Source organism: Synechococcus sp. R6-5, assembly GCF_047461775.1.
In the GTDB taxonomy this organism is placed as follows: domain Bacteria; phylum Cyanobacteriota; class Cyanobacteriia; order Thermostichales; family Thermostichaceae; genus Thermostichus.
In genome coordinates this window covers 1-14,261 of the sequence record NZ_JANSHV010000115.1, presented here as the reverse complement: position 1 = coordinate 14,261, position 14,261 = coordinate 1, and the positions used below count along the sequence as shown (strand labels likewise).

14 protein-coding genes and 1 riboswitch are annotated in these 14,261 nt (G+C 58.9%); of the genes, 8 read left to right on the top strand and 6 right to left on the bottom strand.

What is annotated here, in order from left to right; all coding sequences use genetic code 11:
- Positions 1–563: 563 nt before the first annotated feature.
- Entirely contained in the window at positions 564–1,328 is a 765-nt protein-coding gene (locus tag NW818_RS07105) for an E3 ubiquitin ligase family protein (protein ID WP_414424173.1), read from the top strand.
- A 33-nt stretch (positions 1,329–1,361) separates the two neighbouring features.
- On the opposite strand, the gene NW818_RS07100 is transcribed toward NW818_RS07105, so the two are convergent.
- On the bottom strand, positions 1,362–1,916 hold the full coding sequence (locus NW818_RS07100) for a DUF4079 domain-containing protein (RefSeq protein ID WP_011431843.1): 555 nt from the start codon (positions 1,914–1,916) through the stop codon (positions 1,362–1,364).
- Positions 1,917–2,155: 239 nt separating this feature from the next.
- On the opposite strand from NW818_RS07100, the gene NW818_RS07095 reads away from it, so the two are divergent.
- From NW818_RS07095 to NW818_RS07065, 7 genes are all read left to right on the top strand, one after another.
- Positions 2,156–2,647 (top strand): phycobilisome linker polypeptide, encoded by a 492-nt coding sequence (locus tag NW818_RS07095; RefSeq protein ID WP_071818135.1) that lies wholly within the window; start codon positions 2,156–2,158, stop codon positions 2,645–2,647.
- Positions 2,648–2,913: 266 nt separating this feature from the next.
- A complete protein-coding gene (locus NW818_RS07090; RefSeq protein WP_414424172.1) occupies positions 2,914–5,304 on the top strand; it encodes a polysaccharide deacetylase family protein in 2,391 nt (796 codons plus the stop codon).
- A 131-nt stretch (positions 5,305–5,435) separates the two neighbouring features.
- Entirely contained in the window at positions 5,436–5,708 is a 273-nt protein-coding gene (locus tag NW818_RS07085; RefSeq protein WP_414331484.1) for a hypothetical protein, read from the top strand.
- Positions 5,709–5,782: 74 nt separating this feature from the next.
- Positions 5,783–6,469: a bifunctional phosphoribosyl-AMP cyclohydrolase/phosphoribosyl-ATP diphosphatase HisIE gene (gene hisIE / locus NW818_RS07080; protein WP_414424171.1), complete on the top strand. Its 687-nt coding sequence runs from the start codon at positions 5,783–5,785 to the stop codon at positions 6,467–6,469.
- Between the two features lie 7 nt (positions 6,470–6,476).
- Positions 6,477–7,118, top strand: a complete 642-nt coding sequence (locus tag NW818_RS07075) for a DUF1997 domain-containing protein (protein ID WP_414424170.1) — start codon at positions 6,477–6,479, stop codon at positions 7,116–7,118.
- Between the two features lie 46 nt (positions 7,119–7,164).
- Positions 7,165–7,270: riboswitch (Fluoride riboswitch) on the top strand.
- A gap of 145 nt (positions 7,271–7,415) precedes the next feature.
- Positions 7,416–9,074 carry a cation:proton antiporter gene (locus tag NW818_RS07070; RefSeq protein ID WP_414424169.1) on the top strand — a complete coding sequence of 553 codons (1,659 nt, stop codon included), beginning with the start codon at positions 7,416–7,418 and terminating at the stop codon, positions 9,072–9,074.
- A gap of 907 nt (positions 9,075–9,981) precedes the next feature.
- Positions 9,982–11,166: an MFS transporter gene (locus NW818_RS07065; RefSeq protein WP_414424168.1), complete on the top strand. Its 1,185-nt coding sequence runs from the start codon at positions 9,982–9,984 to the stop codon at positions 11,164–11,166.
- Here the strand turns inward: NW818_RS07065 and NW818_RS07060 are convergent.
- The 5 genes from NW818_RS07060 to NW818_RS07040 form a co-directional block, all read right to left on the bottom strand.
- Positions 11,123–12,199: an EAL domain-containing protein gene (locus NW818_RS07060; protein WP_414342158.1), complete on the bottom strand. Its 1,077-nt coding sequence runs from the start codon at positions 12,197–12,199 to the stop codon at positions 11,123–11,125. The genes NW818_RS07065 and NW818_RS07060 overlap by 44 nt on opposite strands.
- A gap of 81 nt (positions 12,200–12,280) precedes the next feature.
- Positions 12,281–13,039 carry a hydroxyacylglutathione hydrolase gene (gloB, locus tag NW818_RS07055; protein ID WP_414424167.1) on the bottom strand — a complete coding sequence of 253 codons (759 nt, stop codon included), beginning with the start codon at positions 13,037–13,039 and terminating at the stop codon, positions 12,281–12,283.
- Positions 13,040–13,046: 7 nt separating this feature from the next.
- Entirely contained in the window at positions 13,047–13,310 is a 264-nt protein-coding gene (locus tag NW818_RS07050) for a DUF3143 domain-containing protein (RefSeq protein WP_011431822.1), read from the bottom strand.
- Positions 13,311–13,437: 127 nt separating this feature from the next.
- Positions 13,438–13,854 (bottom strand): J domain-containing protein, encoded by a 417-nt coding sequence (locus tag NW818_RS07045; RefSeq protein WP_414342162.1) that lies wholly within the window; start codon positions 13,852–13,854, stop codon positions 13,438–13,440.
- A 111-nt stretch (positions 13,855–13,965) separates the two neighbouring features.
- Positions 13,966–14,145, bottom strand: coding sequence for a 50S ribosomal protein L32 (locus NW818_RS07040; protein WP_011431820.1), 180 nt, complete (start codon positions 14,143–14,145; stop codon positions 13,966–13,968).
- Positions 14,146–14,261: the final 116 nt, after the last annotated feature.

Genomic DNA, 14,261 nt, shown 5'->3' with positions numbered 1-14,261 from the left:
CAAAAGCCGTCCTGGAAGGGCGGGGCTTCAGGCCTAGCTTCTTGGTAAAGTTTGGAACTGCCCGCATTCGGGATTGCCTTAAACTTCTCTTAAATCCTGTTTCACAGGTAACTGCTAACATGAGGCCAACTTCACTCCCACCCCCGGAAAGGAAGGCCTTTATGAACTGGCTGATGCTGCTTGGTCTGCTTTGTCTTCCTGCCTCTCTGTTTTCGTTTGTTGAGTATTTGCGCTCCCAAAGGTTGGTTCAACAGCTCTCTGCAACTCGGTTGCTCAAGATAGCCGAGCTTCGCCATCTCGGTCAGACCAACCCCCAGGCAAAAGGAGCAAACTTGGCTCAAGTTTACGGCAGGGTTGTGTGCGATCGGCCTTTGGTATCGGAACTTTCGCGACAGCCTTGCGTCTACTACAAGTCTGAGATCTCTTGGGAGTATGACGAGATCGAATGCTATCGAAGGTATTTGAATAGCCAAGGCGATGTAGCGTATAGCGAACGGATCAGCGAAGGCGAATATCAGAACGCTCTACGCTTGGGATCCCGAGCAAAATCCTATCCGGGGGAGATGGTCGGGAAAAAGCCCGGCTTGGGCTACTCTGACTCCGGTTCTTTTCAGAAAAGGGTTGATCCCGACTACTCTTCTAATTCTTTTCCACAAAAGCCCAACCCTGGCTACCCCGGTTCCGGTTCTTTCCAGAAAAAGCCTGGTTACCCCGACTACCCCCAGCAGCTTGGCTCTCCAGGCTATCCTCAAAAATCGCCGTTTTCCGAAGTAAGCTCTCCCCAAAAACACTACGCCAACGTGTATTACGATCCGAGCACAGGTCGGGAATATCTCCTTGAAAGAGAGACGAGAACGAGAGACGAAACCCTTCACTCGGTGGTTCGCCAGATCCCTTTTTTCATCGAAGACGAAACTGGAAGGGTGAGGGTGGATCCCACAGGTGCGGAGATAGAGGCTATGTCGGTTGTGGATGAGCATATTTTTCCAGGAAAAGGGCCCAGCCGGTTCAACTTCAATCTCAAGCGCTACCTTTCCGGAGTGAGAACAGAAAATCGCTCCACCCGAGCTTTTATCTATAAGGAATGGGTGATTCCGGTGGATGCGATGGCGTTTACCATGGGGCAGGTGCGTTTTGAGGCAGGGGATCCCGTGATCCGAAAACCCCTTTCTGGGGAAAGGTTTATGATTGCCCCCAAATCCCCTGAAGCCCTCTTGGAAGAGCAGCGCTCCAATGCCAGCAGCTACCTGGTGGGATCCGTCGTCCTGCTGGGTATCGGCATTTTCACCGTGCTCCACCTGCTGCAATCCCTGCAGCCTTATCGCTAGTTCCTGCCCAGGCAGAGGGAAGCCCACTGCCACTCACAACGACAAACCCAGCTTGAGCCCAAGCAGGGCATGGGCAAACAGTACACATAGAATGAGGCTGCCCACATAGGCATGGGTGGTGCGCAAAGCAGCGCGGTTGCCCCCAAAGCCGCTGAGGGACAAAGCTCCATTCACCGCCAACAACAGCAACACCAGGGATCCCGTCCAAAAATGGGGGCTGCTCAACAGGGGCTTCCCTTGCATCACCAGAGAAAGAAGGCCGCCAGTGTAGCCCAAGGCAATGAAGGTGGCCATCCAGGGGGCCAATTTGCGGTGGTCAAGCAGAGGCTTCTGGGCCGCTTCCGGCAGGGATCCCTCTGGCGCTGTGGAGGCGGCTGCCAGACGCAAGGCCCGTCCTCGCCACCCAGTCAGGCCGACAAAGCTGCCCATCACCACCACCACGATCCCCATCATCAAGGGGTGACCCCATTGCACAATGGGTTGGGGCAAGTTAAGGCCGGCAAAAAACTGGGCTACGGGCTGCAAGGTGGCGGCTAACCCATCCGAAGCTGCCGACAGATCCGGCAAGGCCAAGCTCAACAGGTTCATGGCGCTCCCTCTACCTCCGCAATAAATCTACAGCTGCTTAACAAATCTACAACACCCCAATTCTAGAATGGGAGGACATCAGTGATCTCCCTCAATTCGTTGAAGGGAGGACGTCAGCTGACCCATGCCAGCGGGAAGCTTCTGGTGGGCACCTGGCAGCGGTAGAATGTCTGACGGTAAAGCTGTGGCTGTGAGCGGCTCTCTCGCCACTGAGTGCTGAGCAAAACGGAGTTGTTGAGATGGCCAAGTTGTTGTTGGGGGATCAAGCCTTTGAGGTCGAGCTGCTGACGGATGTGCCCACCAATTGGCCGGGAATTAAAGTCATGTCTAAGGGGGCCAAGCTGGACATTCCAGCGGGAACTGTGGTGAAGGTGGAGGCCGAGGATGACCACATAGCCGGCTCCTATAAGGTGGTCTATCGTTTGGCGCCTGCCTATCCCCGCAGCTGGCGGCTACTCCTGGAGCGGGAGAGCGTCGCCACGGCGCCTCAGGTGGCATCGGCTCCAGAACCAGAGGTTGCTCAGGCCAGCAGCTCAGAAGGAGGGCTGCCCAATAGCGATAAAATCTTCGCCATCAAGGTATCCGGCCTCGTGGGAGGAGGTGTGCGCAGAAGTGTTGTCGAGTACAAAGTGCCCTTCAGCCGCCTTTCCCAAGAAGTGAAACGGATCACCCAAATGGGAGGCAAGATCGTCAGCATTGCCGAGTCCAATCTGCTAAGCACCCTTGAGTAGCGGGCGGCTTCCTGGGAGGTTCTGGGTTCTTTCAGGCCACCCGTCCAGGCCGTTCTGGTTCAAACAATTTCAACGAGGGATCCCTGTAGAAAGCATGCGGCGATTTCTCCCCTATCCCCAACCTGAGGATGGGGTGGTAGGCTGGCGTTGGTTTTGCCGTTGCCTGGAAGGCTGCCTTTTCCTGCTGTCCTGGGGGTGGGCTTTGGGTAGGAAAAGGCGTTCCGGCGAGGGCTGAGCTTTTGCAATTGGGAGTGGGGAGTGAGGCCATGACATCTCGACGACAGCCGACGCGCTTGGGAGGGTCGATGCCCCAAGGCCATGCAGGCTCTGGGTCAACAAAGGGATCCCAGCCGTACCCCTCGCCCACTCCACGACAAAGCTTTTCCTCTTCCTCTCGACGTCCGCTGGCCAAGTCTCGACCGAGGTTACTCCCCTTCTTAAGCTTGCTGGTGATCCTGCTGGGATTTGGGGCTGGGGCCCTGGTGGCCTGGGCAACTGCTCATCCCGACTGGGTCAGCCGCCTGCCGGGGCTCTCGCCACCTCTAGCGGAGATCCCTGCCCCCCGCGCCCACGCTAAAGCGGCTCAACAGCGCTTGCCCATCTCCTTAGAGACCCAACTGGAGCGGGATCCCTTTGCTTTGGATCCCTTGGCCAGCCTTTCTTATGTGCCCGCCATCATGTATCACGATGTGGTGGCTGGCCGCAAGCAGGTCTGGTTCGACACTACGGCGGCGGAGCTGCGGCAACACTTTGAGGCCATTAAGCAGGCGGGGTTGACCCCCATCCACATCGACCAACTGTACAAACACCTGCGGGACGGGGATCCCTTGCCCGAAAAAGCCATTTTGCTCACTTTTGACGACGCCTACCTGGGCCTGTACGAAAACGCCTACCCCCTTCTCAAGGAGTACAACTACCCCGCCGCCTATTTTGTGCAAACCGGGTTTGTCGGCGTGCCCACCAGCAAGGATCACTTCACCTGGGATCAGATGCGGGAGATGGATGCCAGCGGGCTGATCGACTTTGCCGCCCACACCGTCACCCATCCCCCTGACCTGCGGGTGCTAGACGATGCCCGTCTGCGGCGGGAAGTGTTCGACTGCAAGGCCAAGTTGGAGCAGGAGCTGGGCCACCCCATCCACTACTTTGCCTATCCCGAAGGCAACCGGGACGAGCGGGTGAAGCAATACCTGGCCGATGCCGGTTACCGGATGTCTTTTACGATGGATCCCGGTTTTACAGGACAATCGCCCAACTTGCTGGAGGTGCGACGCTTTAACCAGTTTCGCCTCACCGAGGCCATTCTTGGCGCCCGCACCTTTAGCCTCAGCCGCAGCCTCGACTACTGGCTGGATGTGACGCAGCCTCTGGCTCTGACCGACGAGATCATTGACGGGGTGCGGGTGCTCACCATCCGCGGCGGACGGGCAGCCACAGTGCACGCAGAACGGCGCTACGAAGTCAGGACGTTGGTCCAGCGCTACCAGGCCGATGCTGGCATTAACGGCAGCTTCTTCTCCATCCCCTGGATCAACTCCGCCAGCAACGTCATGGTGGGGCCGGTGATGGCTGCCAACCACAAGACCTTCATCCCCGGTCGCCCCGAAGATGACCAGGCAATCCGCGGCCGGCCGCTGGTGCTGCTGGGCAGGGATCGCCTCCGCTTTGTGCCCTTTGATCCCGACACCATGACCCACTTGGAGAACATCCGCCAGTTGATGCCGGATGTCACAGATCTGTTTGTGGCCGGTCTATGGCTGGTTAAGGATGGCCATGCCCTCTCTCCGGCGGAGATCAACTCGTTCCGCCTTGCCAGCGCTGCTGAGTTTCGCCCCAGAGCTTTCTTTGGGGTAGATGACCAGGAGCGGGTGGTGATCGGAGTTACCAAAACCCACGTCAACGCCGCCATCCTGGCCAGTCTGCTGCCCAAAACCGGGATCCGGGAAGCCGTGCTGCTGGACTCTGGCTTTAGCACCTCCCTGGTCTACCAAGGGGAGATCCTCGCCACCGGCCATGCCGGTCCCAACCAGCCCAGCCGTCCTGTGCCCCATGCCATCTTGCTCTACGACCTGACTCGCCTTTGGCGGGAGGATCCCCATCCCGAGGCCAAGGCTGGCTCTGAGGGAGATCAGCTGGAAGGGCTAGTGCAACTTTTGCCAGCTAGCGACCAAGATGCAGCCAAAGCCCAGCTAGAGAGCGTCTTGGCCAGCCAACGCACTTTGAGGCGGGGGGATCGGGGGGCGGCGGTGGTGGCGGTGCAACTGGGGTTGAGCCACCTGGCCACTCAGCAGGGACGGCTGGATCTACTCCCTTCGGGCCCTGATGGGGTGTATGGTCAAGAGCTGGCCCAGGCAATGGCGGAATTGGTGCTGGCTGCACCTGAGCGCAGTGAGATGGGATCCCCCCTTCCAGCCACCCCTACCCCCCTGGTGGCCGGAACGGCGACAGCCCGCCAAGGGGTGGACATCATCGATGCTCAACTGCTGCGGCGTCTGCTGGAGCGCGTTAACTTGGCCTCTCCCTCGGTACTGGTGGATACGCGCTTGGAACGGTCAGCCTTGCTCCTAGAGCGCAAGCCGGAGCGTAAGCTGCTGCCCAGCGCTTCTGTCCAACCCCACACCGGTGCTCCCAGCCCGACCTCCGGGTTAAGTCGGTAATCTGCGATACAGCCATTCCGCAACAGAGGGTCTATCCTGGCCGAAGAAGTCCCGCTTGCCTCTAGCCCTGGGGGCTAAGTTTGCTGTTTACCCTGCCGGTGGTGCTTAGGAGAGGTGTGCTGAGGGAGGTCATGACATCTGCTGCTGAAGGGGGGGCCGAGAACCCTGGGGCGACCTGGGTAATGGAGAAGCGGATTCTCGGCAACCCGGCTGATCCCCTGCGGTCGGCTGCCCAGCTCGAGCCGGGCATGTGGGTACGGCTGTTGTATCCTCCTTCTGTTAAGGGGAGGCTGGGGATCGTCCTCACCCGTGAAAACCGCGACCGCTGGCTGGTGACTCTGGCCGGTGAGGGAGAAGAGGTGGTCCTGTCCCTGGCGGCACGGGAACTGGTACCCCTTGGCTGAGGTTGTCAAGGATATCTTGGCGAGGGCTGGTTCTGTTATCCTGCTCTCAATGCGGTTTTTCAGGTCGCTGCTCTATGGTTGCTACTCTGGCCTTCAACCCTTCCTCGGATCCCCCTCGATCGCTTCTGCCCGAGGAGATCACCTGGCTGGGCAGCCTCAGCTACAACGAACAGGGCCTGATCCCGGCCATTGTGCAGGACTACCTGGATGGGACGGTGCTGATGATGGCCTGGATGAACCGGGAGTCGCTGCAGAAAACTTTGGAAACGGGCCGCACCTGGTTTTGGAGCCGCTCGCGGCAGGCGTTGTGGCCCAAGGGGGAAACTTCTGGCCATGTGCAGTGGGTCAAACAAATCCGCTACGACTGCGACGGCGACGCCCTGGTCATCCTGGTGGAGCAGGTGGGGGATGCAGCGTGCCACACAGGAGCGCGGAGCTGTTTCTTTCGCCCTTTGCAAGGGGATCCCCTTCCAGCAGCCGATACCCTGTCGCAGGTGTTTGCCGTAGTCAAGGCCCGCCAGGCGGATCCCCGTCCCGACTCCTACACCAGCAGCTTGCTAGCCAAGGGGGAAAATGCCATTTTGAAGAAACTTGGCGAGGAGACGGCTGAGGTGGTGATGGCGGCTAAGGATCAAGACCGCGTGGCTTTGGCCCGTGAGATGGCCGACCTCTGGTACCACTGCCTCGTGGCCCTTGCTCACTATCAGGTAGATGTTAGGGATGTCTATCGCCAGCTCCAAGCCCGCCGTTCCGCCAAGTGAAAGGGCCATGTCCCCCGAAGGCGGTGCTCCCGCAGATCCCTCTCCGTCCTCTTGGGATCCCTCCCTGGACAAAGCCCACCTGGATTTACAAGCCGCGCGCTGTGGCCAAGTGGATCTGGAAACCGATCGGGAGACCTTGGCCCGTTACCTGAGAGGCCATGCCCAGTGGATCCAGCGGTGCTTCAGGCCATTGCAGGTGGAAGCTTTGTCTGCCGAGACTTACAGGTTGCAGTTTTTCCGCATGGGCGGGCTGGGGTTTGAGCTGGAGCCCAGTTTTGGGGTGAGGATCTGGCCGGATGAAGATTACCGGTTTCGCCTGACCTCGATTGAGTTGCCCGGCGATGAGGGAATGCCTTACCGGGTCAGCTGCCAAGCCGATTTCCGGCTGGAGGAGCTACAGGGATCCCTGAAAGACCTGCCCACAACTCGTGTTCACTGGTCTCTTCATCTGGAGATTGGGCTGGCTTTGCCTAAGTTTTTGCAGGTTTTGCCCCGCAAGTTGGTTTGTCGAGTGGCCCGTCAAGTGGTGCAGCAGGTAACCCGGGGTATGAGTGACCGCCTCACCCACAATGTGTGCAGCGATTTCTATCGCTCTATTGGGTGTCCCGATCACCCCTATCGCTTAATTGCAGTGGAAGACAAAGCGTGATATCTTAGGTGCCAAGTAAGTTGCCGGTCAGCTTTCGAGTAGTGCTCCGGCAACCGGCGATGGAGTTCGCCGCAACCGCCTCACTTGGAATTTTTCTATAGAGGAAGAGGGTTCTAACCTCAAAAGCTGAGGCTGATGACTCCTACACTTCTGGGCAAGTCCAGGGGGTAGGGGTCTTTGGCTTTGTTTGAGGCCCCACCCTGCGGACGCGATGGTGCTCCCACTCCTGACGCGGATGGCTTTTTCTCCCTGGGCTGCCCTTCAACACCCTGACGACAAGGAGATGAGGATCTGGTGATGCTGGGCAGTTGGCTGTGGATCTTGGTCATGGGCTTTTTTGTCGGCCAAATCGTGGGTCGGCTGGGGATGCCCCCCCTGCTGGGGATGATCCTCGTGGGGATCTTGCTGGGAGATGTCCTATCCCCGGAGGTGCTGGCAGCGGCGGGGGATCTGCGGGTGGTGGCGGTGATGATCATTTTGATGAAGGCGGGCCTGGGGCTGGATCGGGAGAAGCTGGCCCAGCAGGGATCCGTGGCGTTGCGGCTGGGGTTTTTGCCGGCAGCCTGCGAGGCGGTGGCGGTGGCCCTGTTGAGCACTGGGATCCTGGGGTTAGACTGGCCTACCGGTTTGCTGTTGGGCTGCGTGATTGGGGCGGAGTCGCCAGCCGTGATCGTGCCGGGGATGTTGCGCCTCAAAAGCCTGGGCTGGGGGGTGGCCAAGGGGATCCCGGATGCTATTTTGACCGGCAGCGCCCTTTCCGATGTGCTGCTGCTCTTAGGGTTTAGCCTGTTGCTCAGCTTTTTGGGCCAGGGCTCTGCAGAGAGCGTTCGCCTGCTGGGGCTGGAGCTATCGCCGCTGCAGTGGCTGCCGTTCCAAGTGGGGATGGAGATCCTGCTGGGCATAGCCATAGGCTACCTGGGGGCGCGGGTTCTGGTGTCGCTGCTAACCCAACAAAACTGGACTCGCAACAGCGTGCAGGAAGTGCTGCTGGCTGCCTGCATGGCCTTGGGCTTGGTGCTGGCGCCGCAGGTGTGGCCCTATTTTTCCGGCTATCTGGCGGTGATGGCCATGGGGTTTTTTCTGATTGAGCTGGATGCCCCTTTGGCGCGGCGGCTGCGGGGTGGGTTCGATGCCCTCTGGACGGTGGCGGAGATCGTGTTGTTTGTGCTACTGGGAGCGTCGCTGGATCTGGGGGTGCTGGGATCCGTGTTTTGGCCGGGCTTGCTGCTCTTAACCCTGAGCCTGCTGCTGGGGCGGGGCTTAGGTTGGTGGCTTTCCACCCTGGGGAGCAACTGGACCTGGCGGGAGCGGCTGTTTTTGCTGCCGGGCAACATGGCTAAGGCGACGGTGCAGGCGGCTATTGGTGGGATCCCCTTGGCCCAAGGGATCCCCGGTGGGGAGATCATTTTGGCTTTGGCGGCTTTGTCAATTCTGGTTACCGCTCCCCTGGGCGCTTGGCTGACCCAGGTTTGCGCCCCCCGGCTTTTGGAAAAAGGAGAGGTGGATCCCACCAAAGTGGGCAGCCAAGGCAAGGTGAGCTTTTTGGCAGCCGTGGATACCTCTCCTCTAGCCGAGGTGGTGTTGCGCAAGGCAGCCGATTTGGCGCGGCGGGTGGATGGGGAAGTGATTGTGTTGCATGTTACCGATAAGCCGCAGGGGAAAGGGGTAGAACTGTTGCGGCAACTCACCCAGCGTCTTTTGGCGGATATTCGCCACCAGTTTTGCTTGGCCTCGGGGCCCTTGGCAGAGACCATCGTAACCCTAGCTCAGGAGCGGCAGGTAACCGACATCGTCATGGGCAAGCGGGGCCACCGCGGCTGGGAGCAGGTTTTGGTGGGATCTACCTCCCAGGCGGTGTTGGAAACCAGCTCCATCCCTGTCATTTTGGTGGAGCTTCCTCGGGATGAGCGGCAGACTAGCCTCTCTAGCTTGTCAAGAGGGGAGGACTCAAAGTAGGGATTACCCCAGGACCAACTTTGGATCCCGGGCGAGACCCTAATCAAGGGAACACTAAACTACGCTGGGCATGAATACGTTTGACTTACGTTGAAAACTCTAGCTCGCTGGGAGTTGCGAGGAAGTCAGTAGCTTCTTTACTTACGAGGTATCCATCTCCTCTCAGAAAGCACGAAACATCTTCTCTCTTTCTTGGTAGGGCAACACATGCCATCGTTAGGCCCGTGAACCAGCATATCCAGGCAAACCTGAGCACTCCCTCGAGAGCCTTTCTCAATTGAAATGTTACTAACTACAACTCTGTCTCCTAGAAATACAGGCTCCAAGGGCACAAGTTTTTGGCCACCTAGTAGTCCTGACAAGCTAATCCAACTAGCGGATCCTCCTGTATTGCTTGCTGCAATGGCAACAACATCCTGAAACCCGTCGTTATTGAGGTCGCTAAATTTTAGGTCTTGGAGCTTTGCCACTAGGAACCCTTCCTGAAAGACACTAGAACCTCGTTGATACTCTCCGTTCTGAAAACGAATCCGCTCTACTCCATCCAGAGTGGCTATGAGATATTCGGCATTTAAGATTGCCCGTTTATCTATTGTCGTACTTGCCCCTGCAACGGCCATTGAGATTAGGCAGCTACCCAAAAGGTTGAAAATTAACTTCAAAGCCATCCTTTTGTTGGCCATTTCTTGGCTCCTTCGGGCAGGAGTTCTTGGAGGAAAACATCACCCGCTCCTATTAAACCTAGACAGGGCAAGGAGTGCAAGACCTTGATGGACTTGCAAGATTTGAGAACCTCCCTCGGCTACTCTGTAGCTAGAGCTGCTAGATAGGGAGCCCTCTTGGGAGCGAGCAGCTCCTGTCCCTTTCTCCAGCTATTTGGCCAGCCTCGACCAAGCGGTTGCTGACTATGTCTCCCTCTGCCTGGCGCTTTATTCTCCTCCTCGGCATTGTGAGCTTGTGCGCTGACGCCACCTATGAAGGGGCACGCAGCATTTCTGGGGCTTTTTTGGGATCCCTAGGAGCCAGCGGCACAGTGGTGGGCTTGGTGGCAGGCGGGGGAGAGCTATTGGCCTATGGCTTGCGGTTGGGGGTGGGCTATTGGAGCGACCAGCTGGGCAGGGATCCCTTGCACCGCAGTCGGGGGCACTGGCAGCTCACCACCTTGGGCTATGTCATCAACACGGCGGTGATCCCGGCTTTGGCCTGGGTGGGCAGTTGGCCTTGGGCCGCCGTGCTGCTCTTGGCCGAGCGGACCGGCAAAGGGATCCGCACCCCGCCGCGGGACGTGTTGCTTTCTCATGCAGCCCTGCAGGTGGGTCGGGGCTTGGGGTTTGGCCTGCACGAGACCCTAGATCAGATTGGGGCGGTGGGGGGGCCGCTGTTGGTGGCGGCAGTTCTGAAAGTCGGCTATGGCTTCCGGGGTGGGTTTTTGGCCTTGGGGATCCCGGCAGCGGTGGGGCTGGCGGCTTTGGGGCTAGCGCAATGGCTGTATCCCAGTCCGCGCGACTTTGAGCCGGAGCCGGAGATGACTCCAGCAAAAGGCTTGCCCAAAGTTTTCTGGCTGTATCTTTCGGCAGCAGCCTGTGTGGCTATGGGGTTTGCGGATTTTCCCCTCATTGCCCTGCATCTGCAACAACAGTCAGGGAGCGATGGAGCAGGGATCCCTTTGCTGTATGCCCTGGCCATGGGGGTGGATGCCCTAGCAGCCCTGGGCTGTGGCTGGCTATTTGACCGCGTGGGGCTGTGGAGCCTGCTGGGGGCAGTGGTGCTATCTGCCGGCTTTGCGCCTCTAGCCTTTTCCGGCACCTATGCTCTGACGGTGCTGGGCATGGTGCTCTGGGGCATTGGCTTGGGCGCTCAGGAATCGGTCATGAAGGCGGCAGTAGCCAGCATGGTGACCCCCCAGACGAGGGGCTTTGCCTTCGGCCTGTTTACCAGCGTCTACGGCCTGGCCTGGTTTTTGGGCAGCGCCCTGATGGGGGTGCTTTATGATTTCTCCCTTCCAGGTCTGGTAGCCTTCTCAGTGGCTGCTCAAGCTGTGGGAGCGGCTATCCTGCTGGCTGTAGCGGGACAGGCTGGGGCTGGGCAATGAAAAAGCCCTGCACCAGATCCACGCCGTGTTCGCAAACCCACTGTAGCTCCCCCGCAGTCTCGATCCCTTCCGCTAGCGTGGTGATCCCCAGGTCTTGGGCCAGCTCCAGCAGCTTTTGGGCAATCACCGCCTTGTAGGGATCCCGGTCCACCCCGCGAATGAGCTCTCCATCCAACTTGATCATGTCTGGCCGCAGCTGGTGCAGCAGGTTCAGGGATCCATAGCCAGCCCCCAAATCATCCAAAGCCACCCGAAAGCCTGCCTGCTGATAGAAGTGCAAAATCCGCTGCAAATGGTTCAAATCGGGGCTGCGGTCAGACTCATTGACCTCAAACACCACCCGCTGGGGCGGGATCCCGGCGCGGCTAATAGCCCAGACAGTATGGCGCAGGCAAAAAGCCGGGTCGTAGATGGCAGTGGGGCTGAAGTTGATAAAGAGATCCCCCTGCAAGTGGTGCTGCATGGCCGCGGCAATGGCCGTGCGGCGGGCGGCCAAGTCCAGCTGGTAGAGCAAATGGGCTTCCCGAGCCATAGCAAAGAGCAAACCCGCGTTGATCAACCGCCCTTCCTTGTCCAGTCCTCGCACCAGCGCCTCATGGCCCACCACAAAAGCGGGATCCCGCGCCTGGACAATGGGCTGAAAGTAGGTGGTGAGCCGGCTTTCTGCCAACACTTCCAGCAACAGCTCGGCCTGAGTGCGGTGGAACAACTCCTGCAACAACTCCACCCGGGCGCAATCCTGCCAACAGGGATCCCTATCTCCGGCCAAAAACAGAGCGCGGCTGGCCCGCATCTCCTGCTGCGAAAGAACCTCGGCCATTCCTTCTAGGGTTTTCTTGAGGGCCCCCTGGGCAATGGAAACCGCCAGGCCAAGGTTTTCCAAAAGTTGAACCGAAAGGGGGGCTGGGATCCCCTCCTTAGCCTCCAGAAGCTGCACCACCTTGCGCTGGGTGTGAGGGGTGGGCAGCCAGAGAAACAGACGCCCTGCCTCCTGCCAAAAGGTAGGCAGAGCCGGACACTCAGGACAAGACATAGGATTTCGGGGAATAGCTAGGCAGTCCCACCGACAGTATGCCCTCGCTCTCCCAGGAGAAAGCAAACTTTACAAACAGCGCTAGAACTGATCCTTCATACCTCGCAGCCGGGCAAAAACCCGCACCGGATCCTGAGCTCCGGTGGCTGCCTGCAAAGCCGGCTGATCCCAACGCAAGAAGGGATTGGTGCAGCGTTCCTCGCCAATGGTGCTGGGGACAGTCGGGGATCCCGTCTGGCGCAGGGCAGCCACCTGCTGATAACGCGCCTGCAGGTCGGGGTTGTCTCCATCCACTGTCAGGGCAAACCTGAGATTGTTCAAGGTGTATTCGTGGGCACACCACACCCGTGTGGCTTCCGGCAACTGCCGCAGTTGATCCAGGGATCCCAGCATCTGCTCCGGCGTGCCTTCAAACAGCCGCCCGCATCCCCCGGCAAACAGGGTGTCCCCACAGAAGAGATCCCCACTCTCGGAAAAGTAGTAGGCAATATGGCCGCGGGTATGGCCGGGCACAAACAGCACCTTTGCTAGCCGACCCGCAAACTCCACTGTTTCCCCTGCCTTGAGCTCCACCGTCTGGCCAGGGATCCGCCCCCGATCCACCTGGCTGCCATAGACTCTGGCACGGGGATAGCGCTCCAAAAGCTGTCGGTTGCCCCCCACGTGGTCGTGGTGGTGGTGGGTGTTGAAAATGGCCACCAGCTCCGCCCCCAGCTCGGTCAGCTTTTCCAGCACAGGCTCGGCCACTGCCGGATCCACCACGGATGCTGTCGCGGTGTCGGAATCGTAGAGCAGATAGATATAGTTATCGCGCAGGGCAGGCAACTGGAGAACGCGCATGGCTCGGCTAACTCTCAAAAATGGCCTGTTCTACGTCTTGCCGGCTGAGGGAATAGGGAAAAGATAAAGTTTTCGTGTTGCCGTCTGGGTAGGTGTATCGCACCCAAATGCTGGTTTCTTCCAGGCGCAAAATGGCTTTCCAGCCAGGCCGTTCGCAAAACCACTGCTCCACATCCTGCGGATCGCGGGTGCAGCCCTGATCCTCCAGCCAGCGTTCGATGGTGTGGAGCGGGTGATTGTACAGGGGCGTGGTTGCAGGAGGCAAAGGCATGGCGAGATTCAAGAAAAGCAATCAAACCCTAGAGTCAACGGGCTATGTTCATTCAAGCACTCCTGATCCAGAATCCGAAAACTCGATCCCAATGTCCTACCGAAGAGGGCAGGAAATGCTCGCAGAATCAGCTTGCCCCACTCTCTCGCAGCCAAGCGAGGACACCTGCCAACACCAAACACACAACCAGGGTGGATCCCATCAGCAGCAGGGCACACAGCTCGCCAGCCGAAAGTGGGCGGGTTTCCATACGCAGCTCTAGAGAATCGGCACCAAGGGATCCCGGCATGCCCAGAGATCCCGTGTTGGCGGTCACCGCCCGTAAGCTGGCATCGTAGATGGCCCGTTTCGCCGGGTTGCTAAGGACAAGGTAGGCCTCCTGCAACTCTTGGAAGCAGCGAATGGCCACTTCCGGAGCCAGGGGAGAAGTATCGGGATGGTAGCGCTTGCTCAATTGCCGGTAGGCCCGCCGGATGGCCTCAGGAGATGCCCCTGGAGACAGACCCAGCCGTTGGTAGTAGGTGAGGGAAGTCAAGGAGCGCATGCAACCTATGGAGGAGCAAGACTACAGGGGCAGCAAAACCGCTTTCAGGGGAGCACAGCTCTAGTCCAGTGTAATCACTCGCGCAGACACCGGGATCCCTGCAGCAAGCCTCTATTCTTCCTCATCCTCTTCAGACTTAGCTTTGGGATAGTAGAAACCGGTGTTGCGACCGCTGAGAATGGCGCGCCCAATGGTCATGGCTCGCTGGGCCTGGAGCTTAGCTTTGCCCAGCCAGACGGCGTAGCGCCTGCGACTGCGGGCTTTAGAAGTTTTCTTCTTAGGAACAGGCATGGCTTCGCACAAAAACACAGCCTTACTAGGCTAGCATTGAGGCTGCGCTGCCGATCCCAGCTTTATTCAGGCAAGTAGCCTATCAGTGGTTGACCAAAAGGCGCGGCAAGCCCCGT